The 19,132-nt window shown below is 59.4% G+C and carries 14 protein-coding genes; 5 read left to right on the top strand and 9 right to left on the bottom strand.

The genetic code is table 11. The annotated features are described in order from the left end of the window. Positions 1 to 28: 28 nt before the first annotated feature. Positions 29 to 1,450, top strand: a complete 1,422-nt coding sequence (locus K3M67_RS06190) for a conjugal transfer protein TraH (protein WP_285832899.1) — start codon at positions 29 to 31, stop codon at positions 1,448 to 1,450. Position 1,451: 1 nt separating this feature from the next. After that, positions 1,452 to 5,180 carry a conjugal transfer protein TraG N-terminal domain-containing protein gene (locus tag K3M67_RS06185; RefSeq protein WP_285832635.1) on the top strand — a complete coding sequence of 1,243 codons (3,729 nt, stop codon included), beginning with the start codon at positions 1,452 to 1,454 and terminating at the stop codon, positions 5,178 to 5,180. Here the strand turns inward: K3M67_RS06185 and K3M67_RS06180 are convergent. The 6 genes from K3M67_RS06180 to K3M67_RS06155 form a co-directional block, all read right to left on the bottom strand. Beyond that, complete coding sequence (locus K3M67_RS06180) at positions 5,177 to 5,758, bottom strand: hypothetical protein (RefSeq protein ID WP_285832634.1); 582 nt, start codon at positions 5,756 to 5,758, stop codon at positions 5,177 to 5,179. The genes K3M67_RS06185 and K3M67_RS06180 overlap by 4 nt on opposite strands. 143 nt (positions 5,759 to 5,901) lie before the next feature. Continuing rightward, a complete protein-coding gene (locus K3M67_RS06175) occupies positions 5,902 to 6,654 on the bottom strand; it encodes a helix-turn-helix transcriptional regulator (RefSeq protein WP_285832633.1) in 753 nt (250 codons plus the stop codon). Between the two features lie 157 nt (positions 6,655 to 6,811). Beyond that, positions 6,812 to 7,609, bottom strand: a complete 798-nt coding sequence (locus K3M67_RS06170; protein ID WP_285832632.1) for an enoyl-CoA hydratase/isomerase family protein — start codon at positions 7,607 to 7,609, stop codon at positions 6,812 to 6,814. An 82-nt stretch (positions 7,610 to 7,691) separates the two neighbouring features. Continuing rightward, positions 7,692 to 8,465, bottom strand: a complete 774-nt coding sequence (locus K3M67_RS06165) for a crotonase/enoyl-CoA hydratase family protein (protein ID WP_285832631.1) — start codon at positions 8,463 to 8,465, stop codon at positions 7,692 to 7,694. A 31-nt stretch (positions 8,466 to 8,496) separates the two neighbouring features. After that, complete coding sequence (locus tag K3M67_RS06160) at positions 8,497 to 9,762, bottom strand: acetyl-CoA C-acetyltransferase (RefSeq protein ID WP_285832630.1); 1,266 nt, start codon at positions 9,760 to 9,762, stop codon at positions 8,497 to 8,499. 27 nt (positions 9,763 to 9,789) lie between these two features. Beyond that, positions 9,790 to 10,572: an SDR family oxidoreductase gene (locus K3M67_RS06155; RefSeq protein WP_285832629.1), complete on the bottom strand. Its 783-nt coding sequence runs from the start codon at positions 10,570 to 10,572 to the stop codon at positions 9,790 to 9,792. A 352-nt stretch (positions 10,573 to 10,924) separates the two neighbouring features. On the opposite strand from K3M67_RS06155, the gene K3M67_RS06150 reads away from it, so the two are divergent. Together K3M67_RS06150 and K3M67_RS21945 are read left to right on the top strand one after the other, a co-directional pair. Continuing rightward, positions 10,925 to 12,031 carry a Rieske 2Fe-2S domain-containing protein gene (locus K3M67_RS06150; RefSeq protein ID WP_285832628.1) on the top strand — a complete coding sequence of 369 codons (1,107 nt, stop codon included), beginning with the start codon at positions 10,925 to 10,927 and terminating at the stop codon, positions 12,029 to 12,031. 24 nt (positions 12,032 to 12,055) lie between these two features. Next, complete coding sequence (locus K3M67_RS21945; protein WP_353051169.1) at positions 12,056 to 12,397, top strand: 4Fe-4S binding protein; 342 nt, start codon at positions 12,056 to 12,058, stop codon at positions 12,395 to 12,397. Between the two features lie 464 nt (positions 12,398 to 12,861). Here the strand turns inward: K3M67_RS21945 and K3M67_RS06145 are convergent, their stop codons facing one another. Beyond that, the gene (locus K3M67_RS06145; RefSeq protein WP_285832627.1) at positions 12,862 to 14,067 is read right to left on the bottom strand and encodes an acetyl-CoA acetyltransferase; all 1,206 of its coding nucleotides are present in this window, start codon (positions 14,065 to 14,067) and stop codon (positions 12,862 to 12,864) included. Between the two features lie 19 nt (positions 14,068 to 14,086). Then, positions 14,087 to 15,541: a hydroxymethylglutaryl-CoA synthase family protein gene (locus tag K3M67_RS06140; protein ID WP_285832626.1), complete on the bottom strand. Its 1,455-nt coding sequence runs from the start codon at positions 15,539 to 15,541 to the stop codon at positions 14,087 to 14,089. A 205-nt stretch (positions 15,542 to 15,746) separates the two neighbouring features. Here K3M67_RS06140 and K3M67_RS06135 point away from each other — a divergent pair, with 205 nt between their 5' ends. Continuing rightward, positions 15,747 to 17,813 (top strand): 3-hydroxyacyl-CoA dehydrogenase NAD-binding domain-containing protein, encoded by a 2,067-nt coding sequence (locus K3M67_RS06135; protein ID WP_285832625.1) that lies wholly within the window; start codon positions 15,747 to 15,749, stop codon positions 17,811 to 17,813. A gap of 418 nt (positions 17,814 to 18,231) precedes the next feature. Here K3M67_RS06135 and K3M67_RS06130 read toward each other — a convergent pair whose 3' ends face one another. Beyond that, complete coding sequence (locus K3M67_RS06130; RefSeq protein ID WP_285832624.1) at positions 18,232 to 19,122, bottom strand: aldo/keto reductase; 891 nt, start codon at positions 19,120 to 19,122, stop codon at positions 18,232 to 18,234. Positions 19,123 to 19,132: the final 10 nt, after the last annotated feature.

The raw sequence follows: 19,132 nt of genomic DNA, 5'->3' as shown, positions 1-19,132 counted from the left end.
TCACAGCTCCAATCCGAGGACATCCGCCATGTCTCGCTTCTTGTCGCGTCTGAGTGTTTCCCTGATCGCCGTTGTGACCGCCTGCGGCGCAACCGCTCCCGCGCATGCCCAGAGTTGGGCCGAGAGCTGGTTCGATAATGTGACCTATACCAGCCCGGGGAGCTTCGAGGATCAGACGCGGGGATATCTGACCGCCGGCGGAATGTCGGGCCGCGTCGACGTGCACAATGATTATCTCATGTCGCTGAGTCTGCCCAAGGTGAAGGCCGGCTGTGGCGGCATCGACATGTTCCTTGGCGGCATGAGCTTTCTGGACCCGGACTACCTTGTCCAGAAGCTCGAAAGCATCCTCCAGGCCGCGCCTGCGGTCGCGTTCCAGTATCTGCTCGAGACCCTCGACGAGAAGATGGGGAACATCATTTCGAAGATGGAAGCTGCCACCAACTTCCTAAACTCCATCCAGGTCAATGATTGCCGCCTCGCCAATCGCATGGTCCAGATCGCCAAGGGCGACGATAACATGAGCGGCATCATCGAGGAGATGACCGGCTATCGCTCCGTCAAGCAGGGCTTTGCCAAAAGCTACCAGCAGAGCCGCGAGAAGATCCAGGCGAACAACAACAATCCGACCGAAGATCTGAAGGATGCGCTGGAAAACTGCCCGGCAGAGGTCACCGACATCTTCCGAACCGGATCGCTGCTCGCCCATGCGGCCTCGCGCGTTGGCGCCGGCGACTGGGCGGAGGTGATGCGGGCACGTGTGGGCGATGTCTACATGCGCTGGGATCCGAACGACAAGGTTCCGCTGTTCTCAGCGATCCCCGCCTGTCCGCGTCAGGATACCGAGTCCCCGGATGATTTCCTGAGCGGCCGCGTCCAGCGCCGCGCGCTCAACATCCCCGCGACGGCCGCCGACTGCTCGAATGATGGTGGCAAGGGTGCGTTGGAACTGGCGCGCACCCGCATGGATTCCATCGCCACCAAAATCCGCACGCGCGCGGCGCTGACGGCCGAGGAAAGGCAGTTCGTCGCCAATGTCAGCACTCTGCCGGTTTACCGCATGCTCGAATGGGGTGTGCGTCAAGGAGTGGCAGGTTCCGTGATCGGCGACACCGACGAACTGGTCGCCCTGACGCTCGCCTACCAGATGCTGAACGATCTCACCCGTTCGATCGACTTTGCTCTCAGCAATGCTGAACGCGGCACGACGGCTGCAGGTGCGGCCGACGCGGCCAATACCAGTATTTGCCAGACGCGCATCCTTACCAAGGGGATCGAGCAGTTGCGCGATCTTCGGGAAGAGGTCCTGCGGCAGCGCGCGCAAATGCGGCAATCCTATCTGGCCGCGTTGGGCGCCGCGAACCTGTCGGCCAACTATGCCGGATTGATGCGACAGCGCGATCGCGATGCGCGCGACGCTGCGGGCGCCGCCGCCGCTCGGGAGCAGTAAAATGACGTTCCGCCACCTGATCCGCCTGACACTTGCCCTCGCAACGCTTGGCGCCGCGACACCTGCGTTCGCGATTGACGCCAGCTTCTACACCTATGACGGCTTTGCCGAGACGGTGGATGCCTTCCGCCTAGTCGCAATGATTTTCGCTGATCCGCGATACGAAACGCTTGTGATCGTGATCGCAACCGTCGGCATTTCGCTTGGCGCGCTGCTGGCAAGCGTTCGCGGACAAGGGATGAGTCTCGTAGCCTTTGGCTTCCAGATGCTGATCGGCATCGGTCTGTTTGTGGGCATGATCGCCACTACCGGGACGGTCCACATCTATGACAAGGTACGCAACGCCTATCAGCCCGTCGGCGACGTGCCCAATCTCCTGGTCCTCGTTGCGGGCACCACCAATCTCATCGAACGCGCGCTGGTCGAGACGATCGACGACAATACACTCGATCCCAACAGCAAGATCGAGTTCGGCGCCGGCGGGCACACATTCGACCTCTTCTTCAATGCTGTATCGCCGCGTGGCCCAATGACCGACACCTTCCTCGACGCGACGATCAAAGATTATGTCCGCCAATGTTATCCCGTCGCGCGGGTCTCTGCCGCCTATGGTATCGACGATGATCGGCTGTTCCGAACCGCGACCGATCTGCCCGCGGCGTTCGCGGCGATGGCAGGTCCGGCGACATTCTCTACCGTCTACACCGCCGCCGACAAAGGCGGCACGACCGTGAGTTGCGACGAGGCCTGGCAGCATATTTCGACCGCTCTCTCTGATCCGGCACTGTTCGAGGATTATAGCAAGCAAGTCTGCACACGGACCGGCTTCGATGTGACAAAGCCCGACCAGCTCAACCGATGCCGCAGCCAGCTGGGCGAGATGGGCGACATGATGATGGGGACGCCTCTGTCACTGCAGGCGTTCATGACCAATATTCTACTGGGAAACAGTGTCGGAGACGTGCTTTTCGAAGACAGTCCGGCTTCGGCCGCGAGAGTCATGGCCAATCGTGCCGTGATATCGAACGGCCTCGCGACCATGTCGGTGGCTAACGAATGGATGCCGACCATCCGCGCCGTCGTGTTCGGCATCATGCTGTTCATGATCCCGATCGCGCTCCTGTTCATCCTGACGCCGATCAACCTTCGCGTGGCGAGCTTTGCGCTCGGTCTCTTCGTGTTCGTGGCGCTCTGGGGCGTGATCGACGCTGGCATCTATCAGCTGACATTGGGACGCGCCATGGATGCGCTCGCCGAGATGCGATCTAATGCCGTAGCCACCAATGCCTGGCTCTTGGCGCCATCCTCGGCTCAGAAGGCGCTCGCCATCTTCGGCAGCTTCCGAACGGCTGCGGCCGGCCTCGCTGGCGCATTTGTCTTCACGGTATTCCGCTTCTCAGGCAACGTGTTCACGTCATTTACCAGTGGGACGCTCGGCGTTCACGGCCAGGCAAGCGCCGCAGCTGCACCTCTGGCCACCGGCGAAGGCTATGCCTCGGCGCTCGAGGCGCAAGCGTCAGCTGCGGGCACGATGGCGCGCCGAAACGCCTCTTCGAACTTTGGTGATTTCGGCGAACGCTCGACGTTCGGCGCGAACCGGAGCTTCGGCGCTGCCGGTGGTTTCCTCGGAGAGCGGGCATCAGGTGTACCTGGCGTTCCGGCGTTCGGCATGGGCGGTATCGACGCTGCGCGGGAACTGGGTGGCTTGGCCCCTGCCCTCGTCAATGGCAACCTGTCGAATCCAGCGGTTCAACGCGCGGTGCGCGCAAACGCGACGACTGCGGCAATCCATCAGTTCGCCGAAAAGGATGCGCTCAGATCGCTTGGAAATCGCTATTTTGGGCAGGGTCAAACAGGGGAGCGCGCCTTTGCATCATTCGCGCAGAACATGGTGCAATGGCGGGCTTTCGGCGACCAACGCGCGTATGACATGATGCTGCAAGGCGCGACGCGGCACTTTGCGCGCAGCGGCTACGGCCCTGATGATGCGCAGTTGAAGGCGGCGAGCGTCATCGGCGAGGCATCTGCGGACCCAACCTTCGCCAAGCTCATCGCCAACACCTTCGATCAAGAGGCGATGCTGCAAAATGATCTCACCTCTGCGCAAGTGCAGGTTGGAGCAATGGAGGGTCGTCGGGACTATGCGGGCGACCGGGTTGCGCAAGTCGAGCGCGGCAATGTGGCGACCGAGCAAGCGCACCGGACCGGCAGCAATGAGGGCCAGCGCAACGCTGCCGCTATGCTCGGGCTCTCGGTCGACGAAACCAGCCGTCGCATCTCCTTCATCAATGCGCTGTCGGGTGAAGCGCGCTCCTCTGCCATCAGCCAACTCTCCCGCGCTACAGGCCGGAACGAGGCCCAGGTCATGCATGCATTGGAAAGCTACAATGCTGCGGTCCAGGTCGGCACAGCTGACGGCTCCACGGCTGAAGCGGCGCGTGAAGGGACGAGTGTTTATGGTCGGACCCGAGAAGCCGCGGGCTATGATTTTGCGGAGCGCGCCGGCAAACTCGATGCTCAACGTGAGGTTGGTCATGATGGAACGCGCGGCGCTGCACGCATTGGCGAGCAACGTCGCCAGTCGGAGAATTTCGGTTTCGCGGAAGGTGCTGAAGCCGCCGGTGTTTCCACAAGAGAAGCCGCCCGCCTCGATAGCTTCATCCAGGCGCTATCGAGAACTGCGGGCAATCAGGTCGATATGGCCGAGGGCGGATCTGCCGGGGTAGCAGATCGGGCACGCAACGAGCGGCTCACGCGTATCGTTGACAACGAACGCCTAACAAGGGCTCAAGGACTGCTGCGAAGCCATGGTATCGATCTGACGAAGCGGCAGATCGCCATGGATCAGAACGGAGACTTCAGCCTCAACCTAACGCCCGAAACAGCCGCACAGATGTGGCGGGCCGGGCTCATCAACCAGGACCAGCTCGGCGCGGTAGCCAATGGCGGCACCGCGCGGTTCAACTTTGCGCATAATGATCTGCTGGTATCGAGCAGCACGGGGTTCCAGCGGTCGGCGCGGAGCGACACCAGCACACGGTTCGAGGCCGGCAAGCAAGCCGGCCCAGACACTATCGAGCATTTTCTGGGCAGTGGCGCGGAGGGCCAGGCGGCAATGGCTAGTTGGCTCAAGGGCGGATTCGAAATGGATCGCAGCGGCAACTGGCGCCTCAAGCCACAGGTCGCGGACACGTTGGAACGCGACGTAACGGCTATCATGGTTCAAACAGGGTGGCAGCGAACACTTGGTCGCAGCGCAGCTCACCAAGTGTCGAATGGTGATGTCGAAACGCTGGGGATCAGCGGAGACGTCGGCGGAGGCGGCGTCGGCAAGAAGGGAGGAAAGAATACTTCCGCCTCAGGAGGAAGCGGCGCTACTGGCAGTATCGGCTTGCAGACGTCAGATGTCGGAACCGTTAACTCAACCGCGCAATCGACGATCGACATCGTCAATTACGATGTGCGCAACGCACTTGCCAACGCCGAGCGCGCTGCGTCTAAGTCGTCATCGCCCGAACGATCGTTTACCGACGCATTGAGAAATGAGGTGCTCGGCCCTGCCGGGTTGCGTAACCGCTACCTTGAACAAGCTGATGCAGGTCGTGGTCCCTGGGACGCCAGCGCACCCTTCACGTCAATCGAGCAAAGCAAAATCCTCCGGAGCGGTCGGTTCACTGGCGATCGTGAACAGGGTTGGGAGGACGGTGATCCGGCGTTCAAGAAACGTTAGTGACGGCCAAACACATGCGTGTCACGCCAAGCTTGGCTCTGGGGATTTGCAGGGTGCCAGATATACCGAGGATCAGCTGGATTCGTGGGATCCGTATTTCGCCCATTAAACCCAAATTCGGTCGTCCGATCATAAATATGGCCTCCCGACTCACCACGCGGTTGCCCGGACATTGCCCAGAGCCAGCCGATGCTGAGGACCGGCAGGATCAGGAACGGGTGGAAAAGGATCAGTACCGTGACAAGCCAGCCTTCAAATTGCTCGAAAAGTGCCTGAGACAAGGAACGTGGCACGAAAACCTCTTCAAGGATGAAAGCCACCCAAAAGAGAGCCGCAGCCTTCCACCACAGCTTGGCGTACCAAGGGCGCCACAGCCAATGCGACAGGCGCGGCGCCTCGGGCTGTTCGTCGGTGGACCAATCGTCCGTCTCAGGTGTAGTGCTTTCCGGATCCATCGCCGGCTCCTTTCCAGCGGCAATCATATCATTGGCGCTCAAAAAAGGGAATCCGCGATGATTTCCATTTTGGGAGAGCCGATTCTCGATGCGCTTGGCCAAGCGGCTCTCGAATATCGACACCTTTAGTTCCCGGGCAGGCTCAATGCCGTTCTGCCTCATCAAAGGTGACAGGATTGCTGCGGGGATTGCAGCTGCACGAATCGTTTTTTCGGATTGGTTTGGAGTTCGACGAAAAAATCAGGATCGCTTGGCATCACCCTGCTTTACCGTCTCAAGAGATCGGCAAATGTGATCTGTCCATCGAACAGCGCGCGCACTATCATAAAGGCACGCTGCGCATTACCATAGGCCCGTCTCGCTCCTTCGACATGTTCATGCGCTGTTGCTCGCGATATGCGAAGTATTTGACCGATCTCGCTATCGGTCTTCCCCCGGCCGACAAGGATCAGAGCCTCCAATTCGCGCGGCCGTAGATTGGGCATGTCCATTTCTCCAAGTTTGAGGGTACGACGCATGATCCGGCGAGCCGCTTCGAAAGCGAACGTCCCGCATAGTTGAGCGATTGGAAGTGCATTCGTGCGGAGGTCATCCATCGATCGGGCGGCAAATGAGCATGTCCCGTGGTACTCACCCGGCAGGTGCACAGGGACCGTAAAACCCGCCCCTAAGCCAAAGGCACCGGCTTCGGCGAGAATCTGCTTGTGGCGAGAAGTCAGCTGGATGATTTCGCCGAGCTCGTGCCAAGCAAATCCCCGGACTGTCTTCATGCTCGCGAGATGGATCGGATCTTCAGCAAAATAGCCGCGCTCCAGACCATAGCTGACCCAACTGCGATCGTAGGTGTCTAGCCGTATCGCACCTTGCGGCGGGCAGCTCAGATCGACATGATGCCCTAGCGCGAATTGCTTAAATCCTAGCATGGCAGTAGCTCTCGCCAATGCTTCGTGAAGTTTACTCTCTGTATCTGCCGCTCGAAAGCCTTGCAGGAGAATTTCCAAGTTCTGGTAAGCGATCATAAATATAAGTCCTTCTAATAAAAGGACCGAACGGTCTTATCGCCACCAAATTAATTAAATTCAATTATCAACAAATTTTCCGAAAAAATCTGAGTTCTTTCTTTCGGCTGTGCTATCGCGATTTATACTGGTGGCTTAGATACAAGTCATATTTCCATCATGTCCCACGAAACAGTGGTGTGCGCTTTTCTCCAAAAGCATTAAGAGCTTCGGTGAAATCATCCGTTTGAAACAACTGCCCTTGCAAGTCAGCCTCGGCATCCAGGCACGAATCCAGACGGTCGCTCCGGCCATCCGCCATCGCAGCTTTAATCAAATGGACGGCAAGAGGAGCATGGGCGCTAAACTCAGCCGCAGTCTGCAAAGCAGTTTCAAGCGCTTCGGTTACCGGAACCAACTGGTCGATCAGACCAGCTTGTAATGCCTCCTCAGCGCTAACAACACACGCAGTCATCATCATTCGGCGGGCAATACCGTCGCCGACCCGCCTGGGAAGAGTGTGCATCATACCGTAATCCGGAACCAGGCCCGCGCGGACAAAGACGGAGCAGAACTTGGCAGACTGCGATGCAACGATCTGATCGCATGCCAAGGGGATAGACAGACCTGCCCCGAACGCACTGCCCTCGATTGCCGCGATATACGGTTTGGGAGATCGCCGGATAAGGCGTGTGACTTGTGCGGCCATGTTCATCCGCTCATGGACCGAGCGGATATCCCGGTCAGTCATGCCTTTCAGGTCGCCACCACCGCTAAAGTGGCCTTCTGCGCCGGTGACGACGACCGCCCGGCTGTCGCGATCGGCATTTGCGGCGGAGAAGGCTTCGACCATCGCCACACGCAAGGCGTGGTTGATCGTATTGCGGCTCTCTGGCCGATTTAACGTTATGATGTTGATGCCATCGCGGCGCTCGGAGGTAACGAGCCCATCGCCATGCGCCACAATATCACCCATGATTTGTTTCCTTGGTTGTTTCAGTCGTTCAAGCCCATTGGCAATAATGCAGACTGCTCGGGCGGCTGCACAGATGACCTGCTCAGCGTCCAGCCCAGTTTGGCGGACGCTTTTCAGCGAAGGCAGTGGCTCCTTCCCTGGCGTCTTCCGAGGCGAACACCGGATCGACAATCTCTGCCTGGCGTTCCCACATGTCCGAATTATTCCACAAGCGTGATTCCAGGACGACACGCTTTGAAGCCATCACAGCAAGCGGGCCATTGGCGGCGATCGCTTCGGCCAGCGTCAAGGCGGAATCGATCGCTGGCCCATCGGCAAGCACATTGATCAGACCAAGGTCATAAGCCCGTCCGGCGGAAAGGAAATTGCCAGTCAGTGCCAACTCCATCGCGACTCGTTGCGGGAGTTGGCGCGGCAGCCGCATCAAACCGCCAGCGCGCGCAGCGAGTCCTCGTTTTACCTCCGGGATTCCAAACTGGGCGTTCTTCGCGGCCACGATCAGGTCGCATGAAAGAGCGATTTCCATTCCTCCTGCCAGGGCATAGCCTTCAACCGCCGCGATGAGCGGCTTGTTTGGAGGGGCCATTGTCAGGCCGGCAAACCCTCGTCCGGGAATCGACGGAGATTCACCACGCAGAAAACCCTTAAGATCCATGCCGGCGCAAAACGATCCGCCCGCACCGGTGATGATCCCGACGAAGAGGGACGAATCGCTGTCCAGGCGATCCAGAGCTTTTGCGACATCTTGAGCGACAGCCTGCGTGACGGCGTTGCGCGATTCCGGGCGATTGATCGTAATGACGAGAACCTTGCCCCGCACTTCGGTTAGAACACAGCTATCAATAGGCTCATTCACAATACGTCTCCGATGACGGGGGCCTCGATATTCAAGAGGGGTTGCTGACGCGTTCGATGATGATCGCCGGCGCCATCCCGCCGAATGCGCACATCGTGATCAGCGCGTACCGGCCGCCCGAGCGCTCCAGTTCATCGAGGGCCGTGCCGATGAGAATCGACCCCGTCGCGCCAATCGGGTGGCCCAATGCTATCGACCCGCCATTGATGTTGACTTTGCTCCGCTCGATACCGAGGTCCCGAATGACTTTTTCCGTCACCACGGCGAAAGCCTCGTTAATCTCCCACACATCTATGTCGGCGACCGACAATCCTGCGCGGTCGAGTGCTTTCCTTGCCGCTGGAGCCGGCGCATTGAGGATCAGCGTGGGGCAATCGCCCATGTTGACCGCAGTCACGACCCGAGCGCGCGGTTTCCAGCCATTGGCCTTGAGGCCCGCGTCGGATGCCAGCAACAATGCCGCTGAGCCGTCGACCACGCCTGAAGATGTGCCGGCATGGTGGACCGCTTCCCAGACAAGAGCAGGATATTTGCGTTCGACCATTTGCCGCATCGTCGTCCCATCGGGCGCGGCCGTGACATTCTCGATCGCGGTAAAGGCCGGCTTGAGCGCGGCAAGACCCTCCAGCGTCGTCTCCGGACGCGGATATTCCTCATGGTTGAGCGCCACGCTTCCATCGTCGTTGAGCACCGGAATCAGACTCTTGTCGAAACGGCCTGCTGCGATCGCAGCCTGCGCCTTGCGCTGACTCTCGACGCCGAACGCTTCGAGTTCTGCACGAGAAATACCCTCCAGCGCGGCTATCGCGTCGGCGGCCACACCGACATGTCCGATCGGGTTGGCGTCATAGAGCTTGTAATTCCCCTTGGCGCGGCCCAGCGGCTGATAGGGCGTACCGATTTCCCAGGCATCCGCCTCGGCGTGATGACTCATCATCTCGGTCCCGCCGGCGACAAGGACGTCTTCAAACCCGGCGATAATCTGGCCCGCCGCGAAGGCAACGCTTGAAATGCCGCCTCCGCAATAGCGGTCCATCGTCACACCTGACGCCTTGACGTCCCAGCCGGCATAAAGCGCGGAAAGTCGCCCCAAATCACCGCCCTGCTTGCCGCGCTGCTGGCTGGTCGACCAAATGATGTCGTCCACCCTGCTCGTCTCGATGGCATTGCGATCTCTCAGCGCATTCAGGACCGTCGCGCCCAGATGTTGCGGATGCAGATGTGCAAGCGCGCCCTTTCCCATTTTTCCAATTCCGCGTGGTGTGCGCACAGCATCCACGATCCAGGCATTGCTCACCGGCACTTCTCCTGACAAGGCGATAGTTTAACGAGGGGGCATACGGATCGCTCCGTCGAGACGAATGGATTGCCCGTTGAAGTAGGTGTTGCGCACAAGCTCCATCGCCAGCGACGCAAACTCCTCAGGCTTTCCCAGTCGCTTCGGGAAGGGCACGGAAGCGTTGAGCCCGTCGAGCACCTGTTGCGAATTGCGCGCGAGGAGCGGCGTATTGAAGATGCCCGGCATGATCGCGTTGACGCGGATGCCCAGGTTCATCATATCCCGCGCCATCGGCAGGACGAGGCCGTTCACGCCTGCCTTCCCGGCCCCATAGGCAACTTGCCCTATCTGCGCATCCTGAGCCGCGACCGACGCGGTCAGTACGATTGTGCCGCGTTCGTTATCCTCGACCGGCTCCAGGCCCGCCATTCCCTGAGCGGACAGCGACGCGACCCGATAGCTGGCGATCAGGATGCCCTGTATGGCGAAAGCGAAATCGTCGGTCGAGAAACGCGTTGGCTCGCCGGTTTCGCGGTCAATCGAGACCGTTTTGCCCTTGCGGTTGGCCATCGCACAATGGACGAGAATGCGCTCCTGCCCGTTCGCGGCTCGGGCCTGCTCGAATCCGGCAACGACGGATTCCTCGCTTGTTATGTCCACGTGGCAGAACGTGCCGCCGATCGCTTTGGCAACTTGCTCGCCAGCGTCTCTGTTAAGATCGAAAATAGCAACGCGCGCGCCAGCCTCCGCGAGCGCCTCGGCCGTGGCCTGCCCAAGACCAGATGCGCCGCCTGTCACGACCGCAGCCGTATCCTTGCTAATTTTCAAATTGCCTACTCCCAACTCAAACAACGAAATTCCCGCCCGACCGTAGGCGATTACCTCTGAGATCCCGTGGCAATGCGGCGCAATGCTTGCAGTATGCCATCGTGGCTCGATAACTGCCTCCTACGCTGTGTCGTCCGACGGTGTCAATCAACCAGTCGGTATCACCTATGACGTAGCGGCTTGCTACCATGCCTGCGGGGGCGAGGAGCAGGCATTCGGATCCATGTCTCCAGCCGACGGCCGATAACTGGGCAGCGAGCGAAATTTGATTTGCATCAAAGAAAATTTGCGCAGATAGCGCTAAAGGCACCGTTCAACTGACTGGTCGGTTGAAGGAAAGGATAAAGTGAAGATGGCTAATCTCATTACGGCTGCGTTCCCTCAATCCCCTTATCCCAAGGGGTGGTTCATAGTCGCTGATTCGGCTGACATCGACTCGGGAGATGTTAAGCCATTGAAGTATTTCGGGAGGAATCTGGTGGCATGGCGTGGTGAGTCAGGCGCGGCCTATGTGATGGACGCCCATTGCCGCCACCTTGGAGCACACATGGGGTACCGGGGCGACGAGGAACAGCGCAAATTGGTCCCCGCAGTGGTCGGTGAAGATATTGCCTGTCCCTGGCATGGTTGGCGCTGGAACAGCGAAGGTCGCAACACGTGCATCCCATACAAGAATGAGAAACCCAAGGCCGCTGCGCGCATCCGCACATATCCGACGCGCGAATGGCATGGAATGATTCTCCTCTGGTATGCGTGGGACGAGAGCGAGCCCGAATGGGAAGTACCAGAATTCGACGAATTCAATGATCCCAGCTTCTACCCGCTCACTTCGTCGGGCATCTGCCGCTGGACGCGCCCGGGTCATTGCCAGCAGCCTATGGAAAATTCGGCCGATTTTTCCCATATCCATTTCGTGCATGGCTCGGGCGGCATGGCCGAACCCTTGGCCATGACGTGCGAAAAGCACAGGATGGTCGCGCAAGTCGAGGTTCTCTACGGGCGGCCTGATAAGGCGACGTCCATCACCCCGAAGGGTGGGAAAAAGGCCATCGTGCGGCTCGATCACTATGGCATTGGCATTTCCGTTCACCGTTGGGGTACCCAAATGTGGCCCACCTGCCTGGTGACGGGATTTACGCCTATCGATGAAAACAACTACGAAGTGAGCTACCATTTCGTTTCGAAACGGGGTCCTGGAGAGGTCGGCGAAGAACTCCAGGGCAAAGCGGCCCGTATCTTCAAGATGCAGACGCATGTCATCGAACAGGACTTCTTCATTTGGGATCACATGGAATTTCTACCCAACGCGCTTTACGCAGCGTCTGAAGCGCCACTGTATGGAAAGCTGCGGCATTGGGCTTCGCAATTCTATCCGGAAACCGCTGATGCTTATGTCGACCCGAGCGACGATATGAGCACACTTCTCAGCCTGGACGATCCTGAGCCGGTAACCGCTTAATGGACCAACGCGGGCAGGCATAAAATGCCTGCCCGCGGCACCCTCGTTTTCAGATTGGCAGCAATGAAAATCCAGCACCTTATAGATCCGGACGCCTGCATCCGCTGTGAGATTTGTTACCAGGTCTGCCCCGCCTCAGCAGTGGTTTACTTGCATGATCGCTTTACGATCGATCCGGACCTGTGCAACAATTCTCAACAGTGCCTTCGCACTTGTCCGACCGGGGCAATTGCAAACTGGATCCAGCTCGACGATGCCGATCCTTTTTACGGCGTAGACCAGCAAGCTCAATGGGACGCATTGCCGTCCGTACCATCATGCGAGGCGCCGTCGGAGGGCTCGCGGAAGCCCATCCTGGTATGTTGACCCTCCCATTTAGATGATAGTCTCAGTTGCCCGGTCCCCTGATCGGAATTCCATCGAGCGTTCGAAACTGGAACCGGCCGCTGATGAACCTCAAGGCGCGTGACAATGGGCAGCGACGGCTATTGAGGCGGCCATCACTTCCCCGAGCAGGAATAATTGGCACCAGACCCGCGCATTGGTATCGCGGGGCATGGCACGGCGCCCCGATATCCTGGTCCACTTCTATCGCGAACCGATCGTGCTGCAACCGCAGTGCTTGTCGGATTCGTTCGGTGCCGCCACATAACAGTGTGCGTTTCTGGCGGCCGTCCTCGCAAACATCCGAATATTCGCTCCCGATGATCTGCTTTGCACCATCTGGCGAGCGTGCTTGCCACGTGGCCCGGCCTCGAGCGTCCTTGAACGTCAATCCCTCCAGACTTTAGCCTTGTCGATTCTTGGCGCGCCCGTGCAGGTAGCCTCAATCAAGCGTCGTGCAGCCCGACAATCGCAATCGCGCTGACATTCTGATTCGGCATTCCGCCTAGGTTGTGCGAAAGGCCGAACACGGGATTGTCTTGCCGCTGGCGCTCGCCGGCGCGACCCAGGAGTTGAAGATAGTTCTCGTATACCATCCGCAATCCCGACGCGCCGATCGGATGCCCGAAGCACTTCAAGCCACCGTCGATCTGGCACGGGATTTTCCCGTCGGCGTCGAAGAAACCTTCCATCACGTCCCTGACGGCAGTGCCAGGCTTGCTGATGTGCAGATCCTCCATCGTGACCAGTTCCGTGATCGAGAAGCAATCATGAACTTCCATCAGGCTGATCTGGTCGCGCGGATTGGTGATTCCGGCCTCGTCATAGGCCTTGGTCGCGGCGACCCGCGTGGTGTGAAAATAGCTTCCATCCCATCCCGCTCCCTGAAGCTCCCACCCATTTGAGGATGAGATCTGCAGGGCCTTGACCGTCACCAGGTCCTTCTTGCCGAGTGCGCGAGCGATCTCCGGTGTGGTGACGATTGCACAGGCGGCACCGTCGGAAACCCCGCAGCAATCGAACAGGCCAAGCGGTTCAGCGATCATCGGGGCGTTGAGCACGGTGTCCATGTCGATCGCCTTGCGCAGGTGCGCCTTAGGGTTTTTCACCCCATTGGCATGACTCTTCACCGAAACATGCGCCATGGCTCGTTTCAGATCCTGGGGATCAACACCGTGCGTAGCGCTATAGGCCGATGCCAGCTGCGCGAAGTTTCCCGGCGCGGAGCCCACGATCCCGATCATGTCGAAGGTGGTTCCGCGGGTGCGGACGGGCAGGCCACCATAGCCCGTATCCTTGAGCTTTTCGCACCCGAGCGCCAGCGCAATGTCGGCGGCACCCGAAGCGACGGCATAAACCGCGCCACGCAGGGCGTCCGTCCCACTAGCACAGTAATTTTCCACCTTGGTAACGCCCACATCGTTGAGCCGCAGAGCCATCGACAGGGGAATACCGGAAGGTCCGACGTTGACCGCGTCATAAGCGACCGCGAGCCATGCCGAATCGATCTGGCTTGTGTCGATGCCAGCATCGGCCAGAGCCTCTTGATAAGCCTCGACCATCAGCGTGTCGGCACTGTCGTTCCAGCGCTCGCCGAATTTGGCGCAGCCCATTCCGAGGATGGCGACTTTATCCTTGATACCACTTGGCATGATGCAACCTTTCGATCCGTCAGGCGGCCGGAACCGCTTTCCAGAAATATTTGGTGAAACCCCGCATTTCGTCGCGCGCCTTGATCCGGAACATCATGCGCAGCGGTGCGCCGACCGCGACGTCCCCCTCGTCACAGTCGACGATCTCGGCCATCATACGGCCGCCTCCCTCGAATTCGATCATGCCGTAATATTGCGGCGGATCGGGAGAAAATGTCAGGCTGTCCGCGGTGTAGGTCAACACCTTGGCGCGTCGCTCGGCGAAGGGATAGTCTTCCTGCGTTCCGACGGAATGATCATTGGGATTCACCGAGATGTCAGATTTGGGATATTGAACGGTGCCCGTCTTGGTGCAACGCCCGCCAACCAGTCCCAATACCGCTTTGCGGCTGCGATACAGCGCCGTAAGCGGGACCTTCTGGTCGAACTCGGCGCGCGCGCCGGTATCGAGCCCGATCAGATCACGGAAGAAGAGGAACTTGATATAATTGCTCTCTTCCTTCCGTCGGGCGAGCCATGCCGAGACGCCCCCCTCCTTCCGTCGGGCGAGAATGGCGTCGGTCACTTCGAACAACAACACATCGCAGCCTTGTCCGAAGCCCGCGACAAGAAGAATCTCACCAGGCTGTGCTTGCTCCAACGCGTAGGCGAGCAGCAACATGGGATGCGCTGCGCCGGCGCTACCAACAGTGGCCTGCATCGGGTCGACCAGCGCCTCGGGGCGAATACCCGCGCGCTTGGCCAGCTGGTCGGCGACTCCCTTTTCCACGAAGGGCAAGATGGCCCTGTCAATCCGGTCCGCTTTGAGTGAAAGCTTGTCGAGCGCAGCCCCTATCGCCGCGACGACGAGCTTGGAATATCCCTCATCGCGGATCCAGCGCGCTTCCCAGAAATAGTCGAAGTCCCGGCCGTTCTCGCGGAAATGATCTACGAAATCGGCAGTTAGGCTCGTTCCGCCAAGGTAGCGGGCGACCGGTTCACCCCGCCCAACCAGAATTGCCGCCGAAGCGTCACCATGCAGCAATTCACTTTCGCTTCCGGGCGCTGCCTTGCGCCGCTCAGCCGATAGACAAAGGACGTTGCCGGCACTGCCCCCGACAGCATCGAGCGCCAACATCAGAGCAGAGGTCCCTGCGCGCAGACTGCCTGCCGCATCCGAGGCTGCAACATCATCGCCCAGGTTCAGCGCTTCCTTCACGATACCGGCATTCAAGCGATCGGCATTGGGCAGAGTGGTCGATGCCAGGGAAAGGCGGGCGATCTCCGACCGATCGCGATCACCGAGGCAATCCCGTGCCGCCTCAACCGCCATAGTGATCGGATCTTCATCCCAGCTACTGGCCGCGCGCTCTCCCCGTGCGAGCCCCTTGAGACCAGGGTTGAACCAGCCGACGCTGGCGAAAACGCTGGATCGCTGCAGCCGAAGGCGCGGCACATAGCCTCCAAATGCCAGAATTCCGGTTTCGTCCGTCACTTCCCTCTCCAGGCCCGGTTCAATCATCAACTAAATGGCCGGTAGATTACGGAGCATGCGCAAGTCAAGTGTTCGCTCGTAAACTTCATGGCATGCGAGGTTAAATGAGCACTACGATGCGGCTATAGCGCGAACTGGTTGACGGAGTGGATAGGGATAGATTACCCGCAACCATCCATTTGGTTGAACAGGGAAGGGTCCAGACGTGCCAGCCGTAAGCCGTCATGCTATCGATGATATCGCAATCATCACCGTCGACAATCCGCCGGTCAACGCTCTGAGTGGCGAGGTTCGTGGGGGTATTTTGAATGCCATTGAAGAGGCGGTGGCTGATCCGTCCATTGCCGCCCTCGTCCTGATCTGCGCCGGCGACACCTTCATCGCGGGGGCCGATATCAGCGAATTTGGCAAGCCGGCGAAATCGCCGAGATTGGCAGAAGTACATCAAGCGATGGACGCTTCAACAAAGCCGATCATCGCGGCGATGCACGGCACCGTATATGGCGGGGGACTCGAAACAGCCCTCGCCTGCACCGGACGCGTCGCCCTTCCCGGTACCAAATTTGCGCTTCCCGAAGTCAAGCTCGGAATTCTCCCGGGCGCTGGCGGTACGCAGCGCCTGCCCCGCGTGGTAGGCCCCGAACGTGCGCTCGACATGATCCTCTCCGGCGATCCGATCGATGCGAAAACCGCTCAGGATGTGGGCCTAGTCGATGAAATCGTTTCGGGCGATCTGCAGGACGCGGCCATTGCCTTTGCGCGCCGCGCCGTTGGCCAGCCGATTTCCCGGGTAAAGGACCGTGGCGACAAAATCGCACAGGCCGATCCCCAGCTTTTCGCCGACGCGCGCGCCAAGGTGGCGAAGTCGGCCCGCGGGGTTCTCGCTCCAGTGAAGATCATCGAATGCGTCGAAGCGGCATGCAGCTTGCCGTTCGATGAAGGCATGAAGGCTGAAGCTGCCGCGTTGCAAGAATGCATGGAGAGTCCCCAGCGCGCGGCCCTCGTGCATCTGTTTTTCGCCGAGCGGGCAGCCAGGAAGATTCCGGAGCTGGGCATGGCGAAGCCGCGGGACATTCGGTCAGGTGCGATCGTCGGCGCAGGAACCATGGGCGGCGGCATCGCCATGTGTTTTGCCAATGCCGGAATTCCAGTCACGGTTCTTGATGTCAGCATGGATGCCCTCGATCGCGGGCGCAGCGTAATCGAGAAAAACTATGCGGTATCGGTCAAACGCGGCAGCTTCAGCGAAGAAGCTGCGGCTTCTTCGCTCTCGCGCATAAGCTACTCAACCGAATATGCGGATATTGCCGACTGCGACATCGTGATTGAAGCCGTCTTCGAAGATCTGGATATCAAGCGCAACCTCTTCGCAAAGCTCGATGCCACAATGAAGTCCGGCGCCATTTTGGCGACCAACACATCGACGCTCGACATTGACGAGATTGCGGCCGCCACGAGCAGACCGGAAGCGGTGTGTGGGACACATTTCTTCAGTCCGGCCAACGTCATGCGGCTGCTCGAAAACGTCCGCGGCGCCAAGTCTTCTCCCGAGACGTTGGCTACGGCTATGGATTTAGGCAGACGACTGGGGAAGGTCACGGTACTGGCGGGCAACTGCGATGGCTTCATCGCCAACCGTATGCAGGCTCCTTATGGCAACGAGACCGACAGGCTGATCGAAGAGGGAGCTTCGCTCGAGCAGATAGATCGCGTGATGACCTCCTTTGGTTTCGCCATGGGACCTGTGGCGGTCAGGGATCTCGTGGGGATCGACACCAGCTGGCGCATCCGCGACCAGCGACGGCAACTGCGTCCCGGATCGCAGCCGCCGACGCCCCTCCTCGATCGCATCTATGCCGCTGGGCGCATGGGTCAGAAAACAGGAGAGGGATACTATCGTTATGAGGGACGAAAGGCTCTTTCCGATCCGGCCGTGGAAAAAATGATTGCCGACATCGCGTTGGACATGGGCGTCGCCCGCAAGCCGGTCAGCGATGACGAAATCCGCGACCGTTTGATGTGCGCACTGGTCAACGAAGCTGCAAAAATCCTTGAGGAAGGCATAGCCCTGAGGGCTGGAGACGTCGACCTCGCCTATGTCTACGGATACGGTTTCCCTGCCTGGCGGGGCGGCCCGCTACATTGGGCGCAAAGCGAAGGCCTCCAGTCCGTTTATGACCGTATCTCTGCCTTCGACGCTCGCTTCAATGGCTCCTGGCGGCCTTCGCTGCTCCTGAAGGAGGCCGCCGAGAAGGGCGTGTGGCCGAGGTGATCCTCGGCCATAGGCCCGCGAGATGATCTACGAAGATAGGTAGGCGCCGGTCATCGCAACGGTTTGTTATCGGAGCGTGAGCTTTTGCTATCAGTCACCGCCAACGCCTTGCGATGATATCGCCAAGGCGTTGGTCGGTCAGATACCCGTTGCCAATATTGTTGCGTTGGCGGGCCACGATGCGGTGGCCGCCAAGGTAATTGGATTGGGCTTCGGATGGAAGAACAGCCCGAAGGGCGTCAACGTGCAGTAGTGACATCATCGGCAGGTATGACTACGCCGACCACGAGGTGTGCCGTCGGACATACCGGCATAGCACAGCTGCGGTGCGCTCCCCCTCCCCACGACCGGCTGCGCAGTCGCAGTCACATGCCCTTAGCTCTACTCATCCCACTGGAGCCGAAGACCGACTTATGCCTTATCCCCCCGGCTCCGGATCGGTCACCTGACGCTTCTTGCCGAAAACCGGGAAGGCGTTAGCTTCTCCATAATCCGTGCTGCTTTCCGCACGCTTGAGGGTGCTCATGTCGGCATCGGAGATGACGAAATCGACTGAGGCATTGTCACGCATATGTGTCGCATTGGCCGTTTTTGGCAGCGGGAGCACACCCAGTTGGAGACAGTAACGGATGCAGAGCTGTGCGATGCTGACCCCATAGCTTTCGGCCATCGCGCCGAGTCGAGCATCCTTTAATGCAGCGCCATGGGCTACGGGGGAGTACGCTTCGACCAGCATGCCAATCGATCGTGAATAGTCGATGAGATCGAATGGCGTGTTGCCGACATGAGCCAGGACCTGGTTGACCATCGGCGCGACGCTGCCATTGTCGAACAGGTTCTCTATATCCGCTCGCTCGAAATTCGAGACGCCGATCGCTCGAACCTTGCCGGTTGCGAGGGCTTCTTCAAGCGCGCGCCAAGCTTCGAGGTTGCCTTCAAAGAAATGCTTGCCCTCCCGGAACTCCGCCCACGGCTGTGGGCTGTGGATCAGCATCAGGTCGATATGATCCATACCGAGCGCCCTAAGTGACCACTCAATGCTATCTCCCGCCGCGGCAAACGTCTTGCACTCGGCCGCAAGCTTGGTCGTTATAAAAATCTCGTCCCGGGATACGCCGCTTGCGCGAACGCCTTCACCGACGCCATGCTCATTCTCATAAGCCTGCGCCGTATCGATGTGGCGATATCCGACCCTGATGGCGTCGCGCACCACGCTTGCCGTATCGGCATCGGGAATCCGCCACGTGCCTAACCCCAACTTTGGGATTTGCACGCCGTTAGCGAGTGTGAACTTCTCTTCCACCATCATGGCATCGACC

The sequence above is a fragment of the Sphingobium sp. V4 genome (assembly GCF_029590555.1).
GTDB lineage: Bacteria > Pseudomonadota > Alphaproteobacteria > Sphingomonadales > Sphingomonadaceae > Sphingobium.
Note: the sequence above shows the minus strand (reverse complement) of the source record. Positions and strands in the feature narration are given on the sequence as shown.

Bases quoted from the DNA above. Each gene is read 5' to 3' on its own strand.
- K3M67_RS06190 (WP_285832899.1), top strand. From the start codon at position 29: ATGTCTCGCTTCTTGTCGCGTCTGAGTGTTTCCCTGATCGCCGTTGTG.
- K3M67_RS06185 (WP_285832635.1), top strand. From the start codon at position 1,452: ATGACGTTCCGCCACCTGATCCGCCTGACACTTGCCCTCGCAACGCTT.
- K3M67_RS06175 (WP_285832633.1), bottom strand. From the start codon at position 6,654: ATGATCGCTTACCAGAACTTGGAAATTCTCCTGCAAGGCTTTCGAGCG.
- K3M67_RS06170 (WP_285832632.1), bottom strand. From the start codon at position 7,609: ATGGGTGATATTGTGGCGCATGGCGATGGGCTCGTTACCTCCGAGCGC.
- K3M67_RS06150 (WP_285832628.1), top strand. From the start codon at position 10,925: ATGGCTAATCTCATTACGGCTGCGTTCCCTCAATCCCCTTATCCCAAG.
- K3M67_RS21945 (WP_353051169.1), top strand. From the start codon at position 12,056: ATGCCTGCCCGCGGCACCCTCGTTTTCAGATTGGCAGCAATGAAAATC.
- K3M67_RS06145 (WP_285832627.1), bottom strand. From the start codon at position 14,067: ATGCCAAGTGGTATCAAGGATAAAGTCGCCATCCTCGGAATGGGCTGC.
- K3M67_RS06130 (WP_285832624.1), bottom strand. From the start codon at position 19,122: ATGATGGTGGAAGAGAAGTTCACACTCGCTAACGGCGTGCAAATCCCA.